The following is a 17,500-nucleotide window of genomic DNA, read 5'->3' on the forward strand; positions in this document are numbered from 1 at the left end:
TGACATTTCTTAGCTGGACTTCTATTGTCTGAACATCTCTCCACGTCCCTGAATCCGTACAATTCTATCCCGATCCGGATGTTCGGGATGTTCCCTGAGCCAGCGGTCAATAATGCTGTAATCCTCCCAGCAGTGCATGGGATAGATCCGTTCATATTCCCCTCTGCTGGTATTCAAAGACAGAAAATAATCCATTCCCAAAGCGTAATAATCCTCCTGTCTTGGGTCCAGAGGGATAAAGGCGGCGTCTATCTGCATATCTCGAAGAGGCTCAATATAGCTTCGATAATTCTCCGCCATCTGCCGGTTCCAATTCTCAGGCTCCCCCATCCAACGCCAATCATTCAAATCCCCGGCATGGTAAATGGTTTTTCCCTCACATTCCACCAGAAAAGCCACGCCCTCATCCGTGGATTTGAACGTCCGAACGGTTATATTTTCGGGAGAATAGCTTTCATTTGGCTTCAGTCGTACAGTATGGGCCCGCAGTTCCTTTGGAACCCGGCATTCCCAGATATCATCGGACAGAATAAAGAAAATACTTTCTGTCTCCTGTGACAGAGAAAAAATTTCCGGATTAAAATGATCCGGATGGCGGTGGCTTGCAAATACATAAAGCCTTTTTCCATGAGGAAATTTGGGCAGTGAGCCTTCGTAATAGTCAAATAGCAGCAGAGTTTCTTTAAGCTCCACCAGAAAACTGCTGTGTCCAATGTAAGTGATTTGCATAAATGCTCATTCCTTTCCTGCATTTTACTATATCGTTTTCAGGATAATTGTGCAAGCTTAAAAATAATTTGTATATTGTTATAAAGTGCAGTGCTCTATAATTCATATATGGAAATAAAATGAAAGCTTTGAAATAGAACTTTCAAACTGTCATTTTCATATTTCGGTAGGAATATTACTGCTGCTATGGTAAGATATAAGCAGTGGAGGAATGAAGGATGAAGTGTTTCAATTGCGGTAAAAATTTTGACTACGAAAAATATTACGGAATCTGTCCCAAATGCGGAAGCTTTAACAAGACGGAGACGGCCCAGGAACAGCATCAGAGGTATCACGATGCTTATGACGGAGGCTATCAGCATTTGGAGCATACATATTCCAGCTATGAGCAGCAGGAGAATACTCAGGAGACTCACTCCTATGGGACATTCGATGATTTTACCGGCTCTGTCTATGCACGACCGACAGAGGAAAAAAAGAAAAGCGGCAGAGGAAGCACCATTTTTCTGATTGTATCGATTGTGATTTGCGTTTTGATTTCCTTCGGCGGAACGTCTATGAGCGTGTTTTACAGCAAAAGCCAGGTGAGGAAGCTTCAAATGGAGGTTGTGGAGGCTCCGGCAGACTGGGAGGAACATGTGCTGGGAGTGACATTTTCTTTTCAGGGCATGGAGCTGACCGTAGATGAGGCGTGGACGCTGGATGCAGACTGGGAGACGAATCCGGAGCTTTTGGAAGGAGAAAAGCTGGTGGCAGTGAGGCTTTCCGGAAAAAGTGACGGGGAATGGGCAGATAGAAATCAGCTGTCAAATGCTTATATTCACTGTGATGGCCGCTTTTACTGGCAGATTCCGGCCTATGAATTTCGTGAATATACGGAACAGTATGGAATCCGGCAGTTTGAGCGGTATGATCTCTGCGGCGCTGCAGAAAGCGAAGGGTGCCTGGTATTTTGCCTGGATGAAAGCGCACAGGAATTTACCCTGTGCCTGGAGGAACGGGTGGATGAAAATCTTATATTTATTCAAACGATTCATTCTATTGATATTCATCTAGACGGAGGGCAGGCAGATGAGCAGAATCATTAAAATTATAATTGGAACCATTTTACTGGGAATATCGGCCTTTTATTTTTTGGGGATTTGTCTTGTAGTGGCAGATGCAAAAGAGGATGCGGTTTACGGTCTGCGGTCTTATATACGGCTGGAGCAGGCAGATTGTGAATATCTGGGGCAGAATACAGTGATAGACGGTGAGGAGCATACTGCCATAGAGGGGTACGGATTTTATAAAATAGCCTTTAAGGCTGAGAATCTAAGCAGCCAGCCCCATTACGGGGAGATTGTGTATTTGCTTGATATAGACAGGGGCAGGGATGCTCGGGAGGTGAGGACGGTGATACTGCCGTCCAATAAGGACTACAGCCAGACCGGATTTTCTGCGGCAGCAGATTCCGGGCTTCCGGGGAAAAGAGATACGGAGGTTGTCTGTTATATAGAGGTACAAGAAGGCGTAGACATGGTTCGTGCCAGTTATCAGCCGACTTGGGATGAGAAGCAGATAGAGTTGGAGATTGTTTTAAACGAAAGGTGATGTCACTGTTCACTTACAATGTCATTAAGTTAAGCTTCAACAAATGTTCGGCGTAGGGGAGGAGGGCCGCCCCGGCCAGGGGTGGCGGTTCTTGCCCGAAGCCTTCACAAGCTTTTAGGTGCTTAACTTAATGACATTGGTTCACTTATCAAGGTGATTTTTGGATATAAATTTTTTTCATGGATGGATTGACAAAAAAGTCTCTTTGTTATACAATCTTTAAGGTGGGTTAACACTTTAACGCGCTACAGCGTTGTGGCGAAAAAGTGGAAACCGCTGTAAATTGTAAGCAGGAGGAAAAAAGTATGAAAAAGTTATTGGCAATGATGCTGGTGCTGACTATGGCAGTATCCATGGCGGCATGCGGCAGTAAGAGTGAAGATCCGGCGTCAGCCCCATCAGAATCAGGGGAAGAGGCTTCCGGTGAGGAAGCGGAAGGTGAGACCGAAGCAGCGGCTCCGGCAGGAGATGGAGAATATGTGGTAGGTATCTGCCAGCTGGTACAGCATGACGCTCTGGATGCTGCTACAAAGGGCTTTATGGACGCCCTGAAGGAAGAACTGGGCGATCAGGTAAGCTTTGATGAGCAGAATGCATCCGGTGATCCGGCAACCTGTTCTACGATTGTAAATCAGTTTGTATCGGATGAAGTGGATCTGATCCTTGCGAATGCAACTCCGGCGCTCCAGGCAGCGCAGGCAGGAACCGGAACGATTCCGATTCTGGGAACCTCTGTAACCGAGTACGGCGTGGCTCTGAATATCAGCGATTTTGACGGAACCGTGGGAGGCAATATCTCCGGCACATCCGACCTGGCTCCCCTGGACCAACAGGCACAGATGGTGAAGGAGCTTTTCCCGGATGCAAAGAATGTAGGACTTGTATATTGTTCCGCAGAGGCCAATTCCCAGTACCAGGTTGATACGGTTCAGGGCTTCTTAGAGGAACTTGGATATACTTGTAAGCAGTATTCCTTTGCGGATTCCAATGATTTGTCATCCGTAACGCAGACAGCCGTAGATGAAAATGATGTTCTCTACATCCCTACGGATAATACGGCCGCAAACAATACGGAAGTTATCCGGAATATCTGCGAGCCGGCTAAAATGCCTGTTGTAGTAGGAGAGGAAGGCATCTGCGCAGGCTGCGGTGTTGCTACACTGTCCATCAGCTACTATGATCTGGGTGTTGCTACCGGTAAGATGGCAGCAAAGATTTTGACGGGTGAGTCCGATATCTCAACTATGCCCATCGAATATGCTCCGCAGTTCACTAAGAAGTATAATGCGGAGATCTGTGATTCCCTTGGCATTACCATTCCGGAGGGATATGAGGCTATAGAGTAAGCAAAGAAGCAGTTTTTAGGAAACTGCGGTTAAAAGACTTGGTTCTCCTTGAGAAAATTATATAGAAAGCGGCAAAAAAAGACTTTCCTTTTTTGCCGCTTTTTGTTATACTTATGAAAGCTGTGTGCCTTTTGATGGGACATGGAACTGGAGTCAGTAATATTCTGCCGGTACGCAAATCAATTTGCAGACGCATAGCCTTGCGGCTGGGAATTGATTTAGATAAAGGTGTATCGGAAGAATATTACGGAACTGGAATAGAGGAGGAATGGTTATGGAGATTTTGAAGCTTTTAAATGCTCTGCCAGGAGCCTGTGCCCAGGGCCTTATCTGGGGGATTATGGCGATTGGAGTCTATATTACCTACAAGGTTTTGGATTTGGCGGATCTGACGGTGGACGGAACTATGGCGACCGGAGGGGCGGTCTGTGTCATGCTGATGCTGCAGGGACATTCCGCCGGTTTTTCTCTGCTGATTGCAACGGGTGCAGGAATGCTTGCGGGACTGACAACAGGAATTTTACATACGGTAATGGGAATTCCTGCGATTTTGGCAGGCATTTTGACACAGCTTGGACTTTATTCCGTCAATCTGCGGATTATGGGAGGAAGAGCGAACCAGTCCATTGGCGTGGATCAGTATGAATTGTGGGTTTCTCTGCGTTGGGTAAAGGATGTGCCTTTTTATAAAAATCCTATCTTTGTGGTTGGAATTTTTGTAATTCTTCTGATTGCGGTTCTCTACTGGTTCTTTGGAACGGAGCTTGGATGTTCCATCCGGGCTACGGGCTGCAATGCAAGTATGTCCCGTGCTCAGGGAATTAATACGGATATCAGCAAGATTTTGGGCTTGGTGCTTTCAAACGGCATTGTGGCTTTTTCAAGCGGACTGTTTGCCCAGTATCAGGGGTTTGCGGATGTGAATGCGGGCCGTGGCGCTATTGTAATCGGTCTGGCGGCTGTAATTATCGGGCAAGTGGTATTTGGAAAGATTCGAGGGAATTTTGCCTTTAAGCTTTTGTCGGTGGTGTTCGGATCCATTATTTACTACCTGGTACTTCAGGTTGTGCTGAAGATGGGGCTCGAACCGAATGATTTGAAACTGCTGGCAGCAGTTGTGGTTGCGATTTTCCTGGCGATTCCTTACCTGAAAGGAAAATATTTTGCAAAACCGGTGAAAAGAGGAGGTGCATCCAATGCTTAGGATTGAACACATTTGGAAGACCTTTAATGTTGGTACGGTAAATGAGAAGACGGCTCTTAAGGATTTGTCGCTGGAACTGAACGAGGGAGATTTTGTAACGGTTATCGGCGGAAACGGAGCAGGAAAGTCTACGATGCTCAATGCGGTGGCCGGGGTTTGGCCGGTAGATGAGGGAAAGATTTTTATTGATGATATTGACGTGACGAAGCTTCCGGAGCATAAGCGTGCGGCTTACCTGGGGCGGGTATTCCAGGATCCCATGACGGGGACAGCGGCGAATATGCAGATTCAGGAGAATCTGGCTCTGGCTTTAAGGAGAGGCTCTTTTCGGTTTTTGAAGTCCGGAATTACCAGGGAGGAACGGGAGGATTATCAGGAAAAACTTAAGGTTTTGGATCTGGGTCTTGAGGATCGGATGACCAGTAAGGTGGGTCTCCTTTCCGGCGGACAGCGTCAGGCTTTGACGCTTTTGATGGCTACCTTGAAGAAGCCGAAGCTGCTGCTTTTGGATGAGCATACGGCGGCCCTTGACCCGAAGACAGCGGCGAAGGTACTGGATGCTACGGAGCGGATTGTGGGACGGGATAATCTGACCACCCTTATGATTACACATAATATGAAGGATGCCATTGCTCACGGAAATCGGTTGATAATGATGTATGAGGGAAACGTTATTTATGATGTGTCCGGAGAAGAGAAGAAGAAGCTTAAGGTTGCGGATCTGCTTGCCAAGTTTGAGCAGGCCAGCGGCGGAGCTTTTGCAAATGATCGGATGATGCTTACTTAAAGGATATGATTATGCGGACGCCCTTCAGACAGAAACAATAGTTTATGTCTGCATCCGCTTTGCTGACACATCTGCCGGGAACTATTGTTTTTATTTGGCGGCCGGCATTGAGAAGCGGCAGTTTGCAGGTTCCTTATGTGCGTGTTAAGCAGATTATTTGGTTTTGGACTTCATTGGATTGACAAGGACAGGGGAAGTTGCTAAAATTGAAAAAGCGGAAAATGCAGAAAGGTGAGTAATTATGAGAAAAGTAGTTTTTTCTATGCTGGTGGACAATACCTCCGGTGTTTTGAGCCGGATTGCCGGGCTGTTCAGCCGGCGAGGCTATAATATTGACAGCCTGACCGTAGGCGTGACGGCGGATCCCCGATATTCCAGAGCGACGGTTGTGGCCAAAGGTGATCGGATTATTTTAGAGCAGATTGAGAAGCAGCTTAACAAGCTGGTGGATGTGATTGATATTAAGCGTCTGGAGCCGGAGAGCTCTATTTGCCGGGAGCTGATTATGATTAAGCTGAAAGTGAATGAGGAGAACCGGCAGTCCGTTATCTCTGTGGCGAATATTTTCCGGGCGAAGATTGTGGATGTGTCAAAGGAATCCCTGCTCATTGAGCTGACGGGCAATCAGTCTAAGATTGAGGCTTTTATCGATCTCCTGCACGGCTATGAGATTCTGGAGCTTGCAAGGACTGGAATCACGGGCTTGTCCAGGGGCGTCTTTGATGTGAAGATGTATGATGAGGATGGACAGCTGATGGATTATGATTTCAGCTGATTTGGAATGTGTTTGATGGTATAGTCCGCAGGGTGGCCTACATCCTGCTCGCAGCTATAAAAACAGCAATGTCCCGAGTGGACCAGAAGGATTTACAGACGCATGCTTTAAGCGGCTGGAAATGCTTCTAAGAAGGCGGTCCGGGAAAGGACATTGCGGAACTTAAAACAGCAATGTCCCGAGTGGACCAGAAGGATTTACAGACGCATGCTTTAAGCGGCTGGAAATGCTTCTAAGAAGGCGGTCCGGGAAAGGACATTGCGGAACTTAAAATAGGAGGAATGAAAAAATGGCAAAGATTTATTATCAGGAAGACTGCAACCTTTCCCTGCTGGAGGGTAAGACGATTGCAGTGATTGGTTACGGAAGCCAGGGCCACGCACATGCGCTGAATGCAAAGGAATCCGGCTGCAACGTGATCATCGGACTTTATGAGGGAAGTAAGTCCTGGGCTCGTGCGGAGGCACAGGGGTTTGAGGTGTATACGGCTGCCGAGGCTGCAAAGAAAGCGGATGTTATTATGATTCTTATTAATGACGAGCTGCAGGCAGCTATGTATAAGAAAGATGTTGAGCCGAATCTGGAAGAGGGCAATATGCTGATGTTCGCTCACGGCTTTAATATTCATTTCAATCAGATTGTACCTCCCAAGAATGTGGATGTTACCATGATTGCTCCTAAAGGACCGGGACATACCGTAAGAAGCGAATATCAGGCAGGCAAGGGCGTTCCCTGTCTGGTAGCCGTACATCAGGATGCTACCGGAAAGGCTTTGGAGAAAGCTTTGGCTTATGCACTGGCTATCGGCGGCGCAAGAGCAGGCGTTCTGGAGACTACCTTTAGAACAGAGACTGAGACTGACCTCTTTGGTGAGCAGGCTGTTCTCTGCGGCGGCGTATGTGCTCTGATGCAGGCCGGATATGAGACTCTGATCGAGGCAGGCTATGATCCGAGAAATGCTTACTTTGAGTGTATTCATGAGATGAAGCTGATTGTAGATCTCATTTATCAGTCCGGCTTTGAGGGAATGCGTTATTCCATCTCCAATACGGCAGAGTACGGCGACTATGTAACCGGACCAAAGCTGATTACCGAGGAGACCAAGAAGACCATGAAGAAGATCCTGAAAGAGATTCAGGATGGTTCTTTTGCAAAGGAATTTCTGTTGGATATGTCCTCCGCAGGCGGACAGGCGCACTTCAAGGCTATGCGTAAGCTGGCGGCTGAGCATCCCTCAGAGAAGATCGGCAAGGAGATCCGGAAGCTGTATAGCTGGAATGGCGAGGATAAGCTGCTGGATAACTAGTGATTTGTATAATTGGTATAAAGATAGACATAGAATAGATTGTAACTGCGAAAAGGATGAACAGCTACAATAGATTTAAGAATGGGGGCATTTCAAAGGGAGACTTTTGGAATGTCCCTTTTTGGTATAAAGAAGATAGAAAAGTTCTTTTTTAGAATTGTGCTTCTGCTTATAATTGATTATAATTACAGTAAATTGAAGTAGAAAAGGACAATACGGCATGATTATTACCTATGATTTTCTTCTTGGAAGCAGAATAGAGAAATTATTATTTCACTAACCGGCGAAGATAGACACAAAGCAGTTTTTTTCAGAGGAGAGGGCTTTTTTCCATTGGAACAAAAGGAATTTCAAAGGGGGAAATAAAGATATCTGGGCGGAAAGGGGCAGCGTTATTAATTGGGACGCTTTAATTTCGTTTGACTGCGCAAGTCTATATTGATTTCTAAATCTGAACTGTCTGAATTCAGCCGGAATGGAAATGTACAGGAATATTTAAAATGTCTGGAAAGGACGGAGGGGAAAATTGTAAAATATACGTTGTTGGCGCAGGGAAGTCAGGAGGATTTTACGGACAAGGAGCTTTTGTGGAATTATTTGTATGGAGGAAATATGCCTGAAGAGGAAAAAAACGGGTATTGTCAGGAATCCGCTGCCGATCCATGTACGGAAGTCTTACGAAGGAATTGGCTAAAAAGATTCTTTCGGCTCTAGAGGAAAATAGAGAAAAGCTTCCAGACGGGGTAGAGAAAGGGATTCTGTTTGATATGAAGTTTCTTGTAAAGTGACAAGAAAAAGCGGGAGTTAAATGGGAATTTGTGCCAAGGCTCATATCTGGTAAGGATGTGTTTTTAATGAATCGTTTTAAAATCAACTTTCAATTACAGGAATTGGATAAAGTCATGCCTTTTGGGGAAAGGCTTCATTGGTTTGCTCTAACAGACGGCTTACTTTGGATTGATGCCGGAACACAAACAATATATGAATATAGTGAAGCAGCACAGGCGTATTTTGGAAGTGATATAAAATACAATGATTATCAAATAGCTCGTTTCTTAGAAGATTTTTTTGGTATATTCAGATATGTCGGAGAATCTGTACCAAAAGAATTGTATAGCATTCTTGAACAATTTAATGTTAAAACAGAAAAATGGAGAGATTGTCACATAGAGGAAGAAGATGAAGTATTTGACCGGTTTTATTTTAATGAGTATTGCGAGTTAGGTGAGTGGTATTCAAATAGATTATTTGATTCCGGGCATCTTGTAGGAGGACCGCATATTGGCTGCTTCAGATGTGGAGAAAAAATTAAAATTATATGGAAAAGCAGCTTTAAGCTTGATAATGGAAATAGTATATGGACAGCTCCGGAGGGCTGCTATGAGATGCCATATAACGAGTTTGTTTCATCAGTGACAGAATTTTTTCATGCATTTTTTGCCCGGATGGATAAGCAGGTTGAAAATGCCGTGATGAAAGATTGGGGAAATATTTTCCTTGATAAGCAGAGACTTGCAGCGGAAAATGATGAAAGAAAAGCAGGCCTTTTACAGGGAATAGGATTTCTTGGAAATACCGATTGGAATACGGATTGGGATAGAGTAATGATGCTTTATTCTAAAATGGAAGATGAGTTGAATATGGCGAAAAGAGCAATGAGACGCATGTAGGTTTAAGGAGAGATTATGAGCAGAAAAAAGCATAAGAAAAACAGAATAGACAATCGCCGGATAATAGGAGGCGTTTTGATTGGGGTGTGGATTCTGGCCTTTTCCATTGCAGTATTCTATTTGCTCTCTTCCGGAAAAAGCGGTGGAGGGGATGCGGCGGATACCGAGTCGGTTTCACAGGAAGATAACGTGACGGCAAAAGAACAGGGAACTGAAAATCCGGAGGCGGAACAGGAAGAAAAAGAAGACCCTCAAAGCGAGGAAAACAGAACGGCAGCAGAAGAGGGGGCGAAAACAGAGATTACACAGATCCTGATTTCCCAGAATGCGGCGGAGACAGACAAGGTGACATTGGGGATCGATGTATCAAAATTTCAGGGAACCATAGATTGGAAAGCCGTAGGGGATGCCGGGATTGAATTTGCTATAATTCGAGTAGGCTACCGTACCCAGAGCAGCGGCGAGATCCGTGAGGATACCAATGCAAGATACAATATGCAGGAGGCCACAGCCAACGGAATTCAGATAGGCGCCTACTTCTTTTCCACGGCAGTTACAAAAGAGGAAGCGGTGGAGGAAGCCCTGTGGACAGCTAATTATATCTCTCAGTATGCAGTAACCTACCCGGTGGCGTATAACTGTGAGGGCTTTGAGAATCCGGAAAACCGGCAGTATGAACTGACCGTGTCAGAGCGCACAGACTGTGCAGCCGCCTTTTTGAAAGAGATCTACGAGCAGGGATATACTCCCATGTTTTACGCATCCAAAAGTGAACTGGAGTATGGTACAAAGTGGGAAACCTCCCGTTTGGAGAACCAGTTTAAAATATGGGTCTCCCAATATCCGGATCTGCCCTATCCTCAGACTGCGGCTTCCAGCTATAGCGGCGCTCATGCCATGTGGCAGTATACAAACAATGGCAGCATTGCAGGCATCTCAAGGCCCGTGGATGTAAATGTGGCATATTTCGGTTATGAGGACAGTGCGGATGCACGGAACCAGGTCGCTCCGGAGACGGCGGAGGCTGATGTGGAGGCACTGATGAACTTTAAGGAAGTGGACGAAACCGTTACGGCAAAGGAGACCGTAAATCTCCGTGACATTCCAAGCCAGGGAACAGACAGCACGGTTTTAAAGCAGCTTAATAATCAGGAGACAGCCAGAAGAACCGGTATCAGTGACAGCGGCTGGTCCAGGCTTATCATAGACGGAGAACGCTATTATGCAGTGTCCAATTATCTGACTGCGGATCTGTCTTATACGCCCCCGGTCAAGGAGGCTGATGACGGCCTGAAAACCAAGTTCCAAAAGGTTTCCGAAAATGTAACGCCAAAGATAGAAATCAATCTGCGGATGCTTCCAAGCGTCACTAATCCGGATGCCGTAGTGGCAGCCACAGTCAAGGCGGGCGAGGTCTTCCTGCGGACAGGAATTAATACGGATTACGGATGGTCACGGGTGGAATATAACGGGCAGACGCTGTACTGTGTAAGCAGCTATCTGACGACAGTGGAATAATGGCTATGATGCAGGCATTCCTGGCATTCGGCCTTACGCCGGCGGCGTACTTTGCGTTAAAGTGAAAGGAGAAAGATATGTCTGAATTAACAACCACGAAAAATACAATTATTTTTGATCTGGATGGTCTGTTGATTGACAGTGAACTTGTCAGCTGCCGGATCTGCCAGGATTTGACAGAGGACTGTCAACAGCATATTTCTATGGAGACATATGCTCAGAATTACAGCGGAAAAACAGAAATTCATAACATAAGCACCTTAATAGAAGAGTTTAACCTCCCAATCTCTGTGGAAGAGGGCATGGCCTTTGTAGCCCTTAAGGAAAAGGAATATCTGAAAGAGCTCGTTGCTTTAAAACAAGGGGCAAGGGAATTATTGACCTATCTAAAAAACAATCAATACAAAATGATACTGGCTACCTCCAGCACCGGAGAACGTGCCCTGGGCATTTTAGATCAAAATGAAGTAACCGCTTATTTTGACTACATGGTATTTGCCACTGAGGTAAAAAAGAGTAAGCCGAATCCGGATATTTTTCTGAAAGCCTGTGAATACGCCAAGGAGCCCCCGGAAAATTGCCTGGTGCTGGAAGACAGTGAGGCCGGAATACAGGCCGCATAATCAGAAACGATTTCTACAGCTATTTCCCTTGCCTTGGCGCTGGACACGTTTTGATTGTCTGTCTCACCCAAATACACGCAAAAGTAAATTCTTTTGTCAGCAGCGTCCGCAAAGCCTGTAAACCATGCGTCTACAACAATGCCATGAGCCATTCCCATTCCCGTTTTTCCATAAATGGGAATATTGGCTTCGCCTGGATCTGACAGCAGCATAACCTGCTTTAATTGATTTTGGGTTTCTTTAGAATAATCGGAATGCTCGCCAAAGATGCGTTCCAATACCTCTACCTGTTCCCTGGGAGAAATCAGCAAAGAGGATTCAATCCAGAATCCGGTTAAAGCAGGGTTGTTATTATTGGTATTTACTTGTCCCTGCCAATCGGAAATATCACAATTACCATAGGAAAGCCTGTCTAATTCCTCCTGCATCGTATCTTTTCCAATGGCATCAACTACTTCCCGAAAGTACCAGACACAAGAAGCACGAAACGCTTGGGGAAAATCAATATTCTGGTTCCAATCCTCATTCCAGAATATTTCCCCGCTCCATGTATGTGTAGAATTGTCCGGTACAATGATTCCATGCTCCAGAGCAATTAAGGAAGAAATGATTTTAAAAGTAGAGCATGGTGAACGACGGGTAAGGGCTAATTCCTGGTTATATATTTGACAGCAGTTCCCGGCAGAATCGTAAATAACAGCGGAACCATTGATTCCGTCAAAATAGTCTGACCAATCGATTTCTGTGATAATCGGTTCCGGGGGTTTTTCCTGAATGTCATTTGCTGTTGGGTTTTCGGCTTCTTCCTCTGTTTGCATTGGCTCTTTTGGTGTCTGTATTTCGTCTTGCTGTGTATCAGTCAGGGGAGTGTTTTCATTGGAACAACCCATCAAAGCCAAAAGTGAAGTGATTAATATATAATTGAAAATTTTACAGTGTAAATATAGTTTTCTCATAAATTTCCTCATCATAGATTCCATTTTTTTCCCTGATTCTACCACAGGAGCCTATTTTGTTCAAGATGCATGAGATAGGTTATCACGCAATAAAGAACTTATTATACTGACAAATGGAAACAAATTGGTGCAGATAAACTCCTTATATGAAATCAAATCTGGCGCCGGTGCGCCTTGCGGTAAGTGTTGGGGGTTTTTCCGGAGATCCGCTTAAAAACTTTACAAAAATAAGCTTCATTGGAAAATCCGGTCTGCAAAGCAATATCAAGAATCGGAAGACTGGAAGTGCGCAGGAGCCTTTGGGCGGTTTCAACCCGGTAATCCAAGAGGTATTCAAAAGGCGATTTGTGGATAAGGCTTTGAAAACAGCGCAGGCACTCCCGTCTGCCCACGGCTGCAGACCGGGCAATATCCTCCAGTGAAATCTTTTCCTGATAATGCTCATGGATATAGGACATCATAGTCCGGATGCGGTCCTGCTGAATGGAACTGACCGGGAGATCCGGCAGCTTTTGCTCCTGAATCTCATCCAAAAGCAAAAGCCAGATTTCAGACAGGAGATTCCTTGTCTGAAGCTCCGTATTCTCATTTTTTTGCAGCTCAGATAATCTTCTTAATTTGGACAGAATCAATTGCTGCTGTTTTGTTTTGCCCCGAAGCTCCAGAATCCGGAGCTTTTTGTTTTGGGACACTGGCTGGATATATTTGGTTTCAAAGATGCTTTTAAAATGGCCACCCAGTAAAATGGGATGAAAGAGAAAGGAGTCTACGGTAACAGCCCCCTGTCCCCCGGCACATCCCATGGTGCACAGAACATTGGAATTGAGGAAAACGGCTTCATTTTCATGGAAAGTGTAGGTTCCGGCGGAGGTTGTAAGCTCCATGGTGCCCCTTAGGATATAATCGAATTCAAATTCCTCATGCCAGTGCCAGGGAACAGAGGTTTCTGGCAGGGTGACATGATGGAGGACAAAAGGATATTCCGAAGAAAGCCCCTCGATTTCTTCTGCCTGATTCTCTCGGATTCGGATCTTCATCGTATAACTCCTTAATTATATCTTAATATTATTGATGTCTATATAGTTATATAATTTGTCCCTATATAGATATAATTAAGCAATAATTTTGATTATAATTATATTACAAACAACAAGAGATGTAAAGCGGAAAGGGGCATAGCCATGAAATCTGAATTGTATGAGGCGCTGCGGTTATATGGGGCCATGTACCCGGATAAGCTGGAGACTCTGACGGAAAAAGAATTTTGGATGATGAAAGAGCAGGAGAAAAGGAGGAGAGAGGATGGAAATTTTCGTAATGGCAGGATGTATTGTCAGTGTGCTGGTGCTCTGCGTGTTTGAGCATAGGATTCAGCAGGGATAATCATATATCAAACGTATCATTATTCCCCAAAATGGTTTTTATGAAAAATTTTTAACCGGAAAAGTATTCCGAATCAGCGGTAAGAAAAACGTGTAAGTGTATGCGTTAATCAGGCTGAAGCTCCGCTGATTTTGGAAAATATTTGCGATAAGTAAATACAAACAGTATAATCGCAAGGGCCGTGGACAGATAGTCCGTAATGGGCTGAGCCGCCGCCAGCATCCTTGCGGAATCAAAAATGTTCCGGAATAGAAACAGAACCGGAAGATAAATGATTCCCTGACGGCTGACGGAGAGAATCAGCGCCGGAAGTGCGGCCCCGGTAGACTGGATGGCGTTGATAAATACAAACAGCAGGCCCATTGCAGGTCCGGAGTAGATATAGATACGGGCAAATGACATGCCATAAGTAAATGCTCATGTACGGTAAAGAAGTAAGCAACCGAAAACAAGAGATAGACCGCCAGCACCACACTATTCCAACCAAAGAAGCTAAAGACTAAAAGGCAAGCACCGTGGAAATGTGTATAACTTGCTATTCCGTCATGGAAAAGTCCGTTCACAGAACATGGAAAAGCTAAAGTGCAGCTTTCCCACATTCTGCAAACAGACTTTCCCACAACTCCATAAGACAGCAAGTTATGCACATTACGCACAGTGCCGACTACTATGGAATCCCCATCATTCATACTTATTTTTACAATTTGTTCTATACTTATTCTTGACAAAGCGACACAAATGACGCATAATAGAAAGCGACACAAGTGTTGCAAAAGAAAAGAGGTGATAATGTGAGCTTGAAAGGAGATAAGACAAAACAGGACATTCGAGAAAAGGCATATCAACTGTTTGCGGAAAAGGGATTTAAAGATGTAACTATGAAAGATATTTGCGAGTTTACGGGACTTAGCCGTGGAGGACTATACCGCCATTATGAAAGTACCGAGCAGATATTTTTGGAGATAGTTAATGCTTTTTCCAATAAGCAAAAAAGTGAAGTATTTACTAAAATTGAGCAGCACGTTCCAGCTACCACGATATTAGAGGAACTTCTTTCAAGATATGCAACAGAAATGATTGATTACGAAAATTCTCTAAGCCTTGCTATTTACGAATTTTATAGTAATCCAGCGGTTTCTAAAGAAGATAATTCAGTGAAAAAACAGTACAAAATTTCAAAATCAACATGGATAGAGCTTATCAACTACGGAATTGATACGAAAGAATTTAATTCCGTGAACCCGGAATCAATTTTCAATGTAATTATTTTTGCATATCAAGGAGTACGAATGTATAGCAAGTTGATGAAAATGGATAAAGATATTCCCAATCAAATAATAAATGAAATAAAGCGGCTATTATTGCCGGAGGAGGTTCAGCATGAAAAATGATATTGTTTTGGTAAGACCAACTTTAGGGCTAAAAGAAAAAGCACTTGATTATCGAAAGGAACATTTTCAACATGGAGAAGAAATTATCTACGGAAGTGAGCTTTTTGACAAGACAGAAAGTTACGAGGAATGGCTATCCTCTGTAACGCTAAACACGAATCCCAAAACGGTAAATGAAAATTGGGTAGTTACGGATACTTTTTTTGCTTTAAGAAAAAGTGATGACAAGATAATCGGAATTATTGATTTAAGACATACGCTGAATGAATTTTTGAAAGATTTAGGGAATTGTGGGTATAGTGTACGTCCATCTGAAAGAAAAAAGGGATATGCGACAGAAATGCTATATCAACTTCTCCAAGTGGCTAAAGAAGCAGAAATGAAAGAACTTCATATATCTGTTGAAAAAGAAAATGCAGCGTCAATAAAAGTTATACAAAAAAATGGCGGCGTGTATGAACGGAGCTTTTCTTTTGAAAATGAAGTAGCAGATATTTATAAAATTAAATTATAAATTTTTGAGTTTAGAGTTTAGCGGGGGCGACAGCTTGAGTGCTATTGCCCCTCTGAATTATAAAAAAGTAACAGTAAACCATGCAACGCCCTATGTGGGAGAAAGGGGGAATCATTTATGCCTTGCACAGAAGCATACAGAGAACACATCATGTATACTTTCAATGGTTATTGCAAGACCGTCATACGCTTTGCGGCTATCAACGCATGGCGTGACAGGAGCAGACGGCGGCAAAAGGAAATATCCCTTGAATACCTCACAGAAGAAAAGTTTTACCCTTTAGGCACAACAGACGAATATTTTGAAGCACCCTATGAAGAATACCCCGTTACGATATGCGGTCAGACAGTTATCCTCACCAATGGGGAGCTTGCCGCTGCCCTGTTATCTCTGCCAGAGAGAAACCGGGAAATGATTTTCCTTTACTTTTTCGGAGATTACACACAACAGGAAATCGGGAAAATGTACGGGCGCTGCCGAAGTACAACCGGGTATCAAATCCGCAGGACGTTAAAGCTCTTGCAAAGAAAAATGGAGGTGCTTTCGCATCTTATGAAATCCGACTGCTAATTGATAATGAATTTTTTGAGACAACATTTTATTCCTGCGGGCAACGAGCCAAGAGGACATGCTGGCATGTCCATTTGACTTCATCGTGCAAGGTATTCATCTTAAATACATAGCAAGCTATATAATGAAACAAAATCCAGCAATTGTCAAGATGTAAAATGAAGATATTTTACAAGACGAAGTAAAAAATAAGAGGTAAAATAACTGTAATAAGCAGTAACATCCAGTCAGCTTATAGAAGAATTTACAAATGCAGGCTGCAGTGACCGGCTGATACGGAACTGGAATGGAGATTTACATGAAAAAAGAGATTAGGACAGTGGTCTATGATGACGAGCTGAGGCTTGAAGCATACCGTTTTGAGGGAATTGTACAGCCTTTTCCCAACCATTTCCATGAGCATTATGTCATAGGATTTGTGGAGGACGGCATGCGCAGGCTTTCCTGCAGAAATCAGGAATATTCCATAGAAAAGGGCAGCATCGTGCTTTTTAATCCGGGGGACAATCATGCCTGTGCCCAGAGTGACGGCGGGACTTTTGATTATCGTGGTTTTAATATCCCCAAAGAAACCATGCTTGTTCTGGCAGAGGAGATTACCGGAAAAAGAGAGCTTCCGGGCTTTTCGGAGAATGTTATTTCTGATCAGGAGGCTGCCTGCTACCTGCGTCCGCTTCATGAGATGGTTATGAAAGGGACCGGGGATTTTGGAAAAGAGGAAATGCTGCTTTTTATGATTTCTCTGCTGATTCGGAAGCATGGGCAGCCCTTTGAAAGCTGTATTCCCGAGTGCAGGCAGGAGATTGAGAAAGCCTGTGAATACATAGAGCAGCATTTTATGGAGCACATTTATCTGGATCAGATCTGCCGCCATGCGGGGCTCAGCAAATCAACACTGCTGCGTGCATTTACAAAGTCAAAGGGGATTACGCCCTATCGCTATCTTGAGACGATCCGCATTAATGAAGCCAAAAAGCTGCTGGCAGAGGGAATTGCGCCTGTGGAGGCCGCTATGCGGACAGGATTTTCCGATCAGAGCCATTTTACGAATTATTTCAATCAATTCTTAGGGCTGGCTCCAGGTATTTATCGAGAGATATTCGACCAGAAACTTAGCTAGGAAGTGTCAAGTGTT

Annotated in this window: 19 protein-coding genes and 1 pseudogene; 16 read left to right on the plus strand and 4 right to left on the minus strand. The window is 44.3% G+C overall.

Features of this window, described 5'->3' with window-relative positions:
- Positions 1-21: 21 nt before the first annotated feature.
- On the minus strand, positions 22-729 hold the full coding sequence (locus tag VSQ61_RS12385; RefSeq protein WP_334344735.1) for an MBL fold metallo-hydrolase: 708 nt from the start codon (positions 727-729) through the stop codon (positions 22-24).
- 218 nt (positions 730-947) lie between these two features.
- On the opposite strand from VSQ61_RS12385, the gene VSQ61_RS12390 reads away from it, so the two are divergent.
- From VSQ61_RS12390 to VSQ61_RS12440, 11 genes and pseudogenes are all read left to right on the plus strand, one after another.
- Complete coding sequence (locus VSQ61_RS12390) at positions 948-1,817, plus strand: hypothetical protein (RefSeq protein ID WP_334344736.1); 870 nt, start codon at positions 948-950, stop codon at positions 1,815-1,817.
- Positions 1,801-2,322 carry a hypothetical protein gene (locus VSQ61_RS12395; RefSeq protein WP_334344737.1) on the plus strand — a complete coding sequence of 174 codons (522 nt, stop codon included), beginning with the start codon at positions 1,801-1,803 and terminating at the stop codon, positions 2,320-2,322. The genes VSQ61_RS12390 and VSQ61_RS12395 overlap by 17 nt, the downstream gene beginning before the upstream one ends.
- Before the next feature lie 305 nt (positions 2,323-2,627).
- Entirely contained in the window at positions 2,628-3,668 is a 1,041-nt protein-coding gene (locus VSQ61_RS12400) for an ABC transporter substrate-binding protein (protein WP_334344738.1), read from the plus strand.
- Between the two features lie 274 nt (positions 3,669-3,942).
- On the plus strand, positions 3,943-4,872 hold the full coding sequence (locus tag VSQ61_RS12405; RefSeq protein WP_334344739.1) for an ABC transporter permease: 930 nt from the start codon (positions 3,943-3,945) through the stop codon (positions 4,870-4,872).
- Positions 4,865-5,659, plus strand: coding sequence for an ABC transporter ATP-binding protein (locus VSQ61_RS12410; protein ID WP_334344740.1), 795 nt, complete (start codon positions 4,865-4,867; stop codon positions 5,657-5,659). The genes VSQ61_RS12405 and VSQ61_RS12410 overlap by 8 nt, the downstream gene beginning before the upstream one ends.
- A gap of 241 nt (positions 5,660-5,900) precedes the next feature.
- Positions 5,901-6,434 (plus strand): acetolactate synthase small subunit, encoded by a 534-nt coding sequence (gene ilvN / locus VSQ61_RS12415; protein WP_334344741.1) that lies wholly within the window; start codon positions 5,901-5,903, stop codon positions 6,432-6,434.
- Between the two features lie 289 nt (positions 6,435-6,723).
- A complete protein-coding gene (ilvC, locus tag VSQ61_RS12420; RefSeq protein WP_334344742.1) occupies positions 6,724-7,740 on the plus strand; it encodes a ketol-acid reductoisomerase in 1,017 nt (338 codons plus the stop codon).
- A 638-nt stretch (positions 7,741-8,378) separates the two neighbouring features.
- A complete protein-coding gene (locus VSQ61_RS12425) occupies positions 8,379-8,528 on the plus strand; it encodes a hypothetical protein (RefSeq protein WP_334344743.1) in 150 nt (49 codons plus the stop codon).
- 66 nt (positions 8,529-8,594) lie between these two features.
- Positions 8,595-9,410: a DUF5984 family protein gene (locus VSQ61_RS12430; protein WP_334344744.1), complete on the plus strand. Its 816-nt coding sequence runs from the start codon at positions 8,595-8,597 to the stop codon at positions 9,408-9,410.
- Positions 9,411-9,425: 15 nt separating this feature from the next.
- Positions 9,426-10,928, plus strand: coding sequence for a GH25 family lysozyme (locus VSQ61_RS12435; protein ID WP_334344745.1), 1,503 nt, complete (start codon positions 9,426-9,428; stop codon positions 10,926-10,928).
- Positions 10,929-11,005: 77 nt separating this feature from the next.
- A pseudogene (locus tag VSQ61_RS12440) lies at positions 11,006-11,488 on the plus strand (HAD family hydrolase); the annotation flags it as partial.
- On the opposite strand, the gene VSQ61_RS12445 reads toward VSQ61_RS12440, so the two are convergent.
- A complete protein-coding gene (locus tag VSQ61_RS12445; protein WP_334344746.1) occupies positions 11,413-12,507 on the minus strand; it encodes a penicillin-binding transpeptidase domain-containing protein in 1,095 nt (364 codons plus the stop codon). The pseudogene VSQ61_RS12440 and the gene VSQ61_RS12445 overlap by 76 nt on opposite strands.
- 152 nt (positions 12,508-12,659) lie before the next feature.
- Positions 12,660-13,544: a helix-turn-helix domain-containing protein gene (locus VSQ61_RS12450; protein ID WP_334344747.1), complete on the minus strand. Its 885-nt coding sequence runs from the start codon at positions 13,542-13,544 to the stop codon at positions 12,660-12,662.
- Positions 13,545-13,688: 144 nt separating this feature from the next.
- Between VSQ61_RS12450 and VSQ61_RS12455 the strand changes: the two genes are divergently transcribed.
- On the plus strand, positions 13,689-13,868 hold the full coding sequence (locus VSQ61_RS12455) for a hypothetical protein (RefSeq protein ID WP_334344748.1): 180 nt from the start codon (positions 13,689-13,691) through the stop codon (positions 13,866-13,868).
- Positions 13,869-13,995: 127 nt separating this feature from the next.
- Here the strand turns inward: VSQ61_RS12455 and VSQ61_RS12460 are convergent, their stop codons facing one another.
- Positions 13,996-14,292: a hypothetical protein gene (locus VSQ61_RS12460; protein ID WP_334344749.1), complete on the minus strand. Its 297-nt coding sequence runs from the start codon at positions 14,290-14,292 to the stop codon at positions 13,996-13,998.
- Between the two features lie 389 nt (positions 14,293-14,681).
- Between VSQ61_RS12460 and VSQ61_RS12465 the strand changes: the two genes are divergently transcribed.
- The 4 genes from VSQ61_RS12465 to VSQ61_RS12480 all read left to right on the plus strand — a co-directional run bounded on the left by VSQ61_RS12465 (position 14,682) and on the right by VSQ61_RS12480 (position 17,485).
- Positions 14,682-15,281 carry a TetR/AcrR family transcriptional regulator gene (locus VSQ61_RS12465; RefSeq protein WP_334344750.1) on the plus strand — a complete coding sequence of 200 codons (600 nt, stop codon included), beginning with the start codon at positions 14,682-14,684 and terminating at the stop codon, positions 15,279-15,281.
- On the plus strand, positions 15,271-15,795 hold the full coding sequence (locus VSQ61_RS12470; RefSeq protein ID WP_334344751.1) for a GNAT family N-acetyltransferase: 525 nt from the start codon (positions 15,271-15,273) through the stop codon (positions 15,793-15,795). Before VSQ61_RS12465 ends, VSQ61_RS12470 begins: the two co-directional genes overlap by 11 nt.
- Before the next feature lie 117 nt (positions 15,796-15,912).
- Positions 15,913-16,365, plus strand: coding sequence for an RNA polymerase sigma factor (locus VSQ61_RS12475; protein WP_334344752.1), 453 nt, complete (start codon positions 15,913-15,915; stop codon positions 16,363-16,365).
- Positions 16,366-16,663: 298 nt separating this feature from the next.
- Positions 16,664-17,485, plus strand: coding sequence for a helix-turn-helix domain-containing protein (locus tag VSQ61_RS12480; RefSeq protein WP_334344753.1), 822 nt, complete (start codon positions 16,664-16,666; stop codon positions 17,483-17,485).
- Positions 17,486-17,500: the final 15 nt, after the last annotated feature.

It is taken from the genome of Candidatus Merdisoma sp. JLR.KK006 (assembly GCF_036941035.1).
GTDB lineage: Bacteria > Bacillota > Clostridia > Lachnospirales > Lachnospiraceae > Laedolimicola.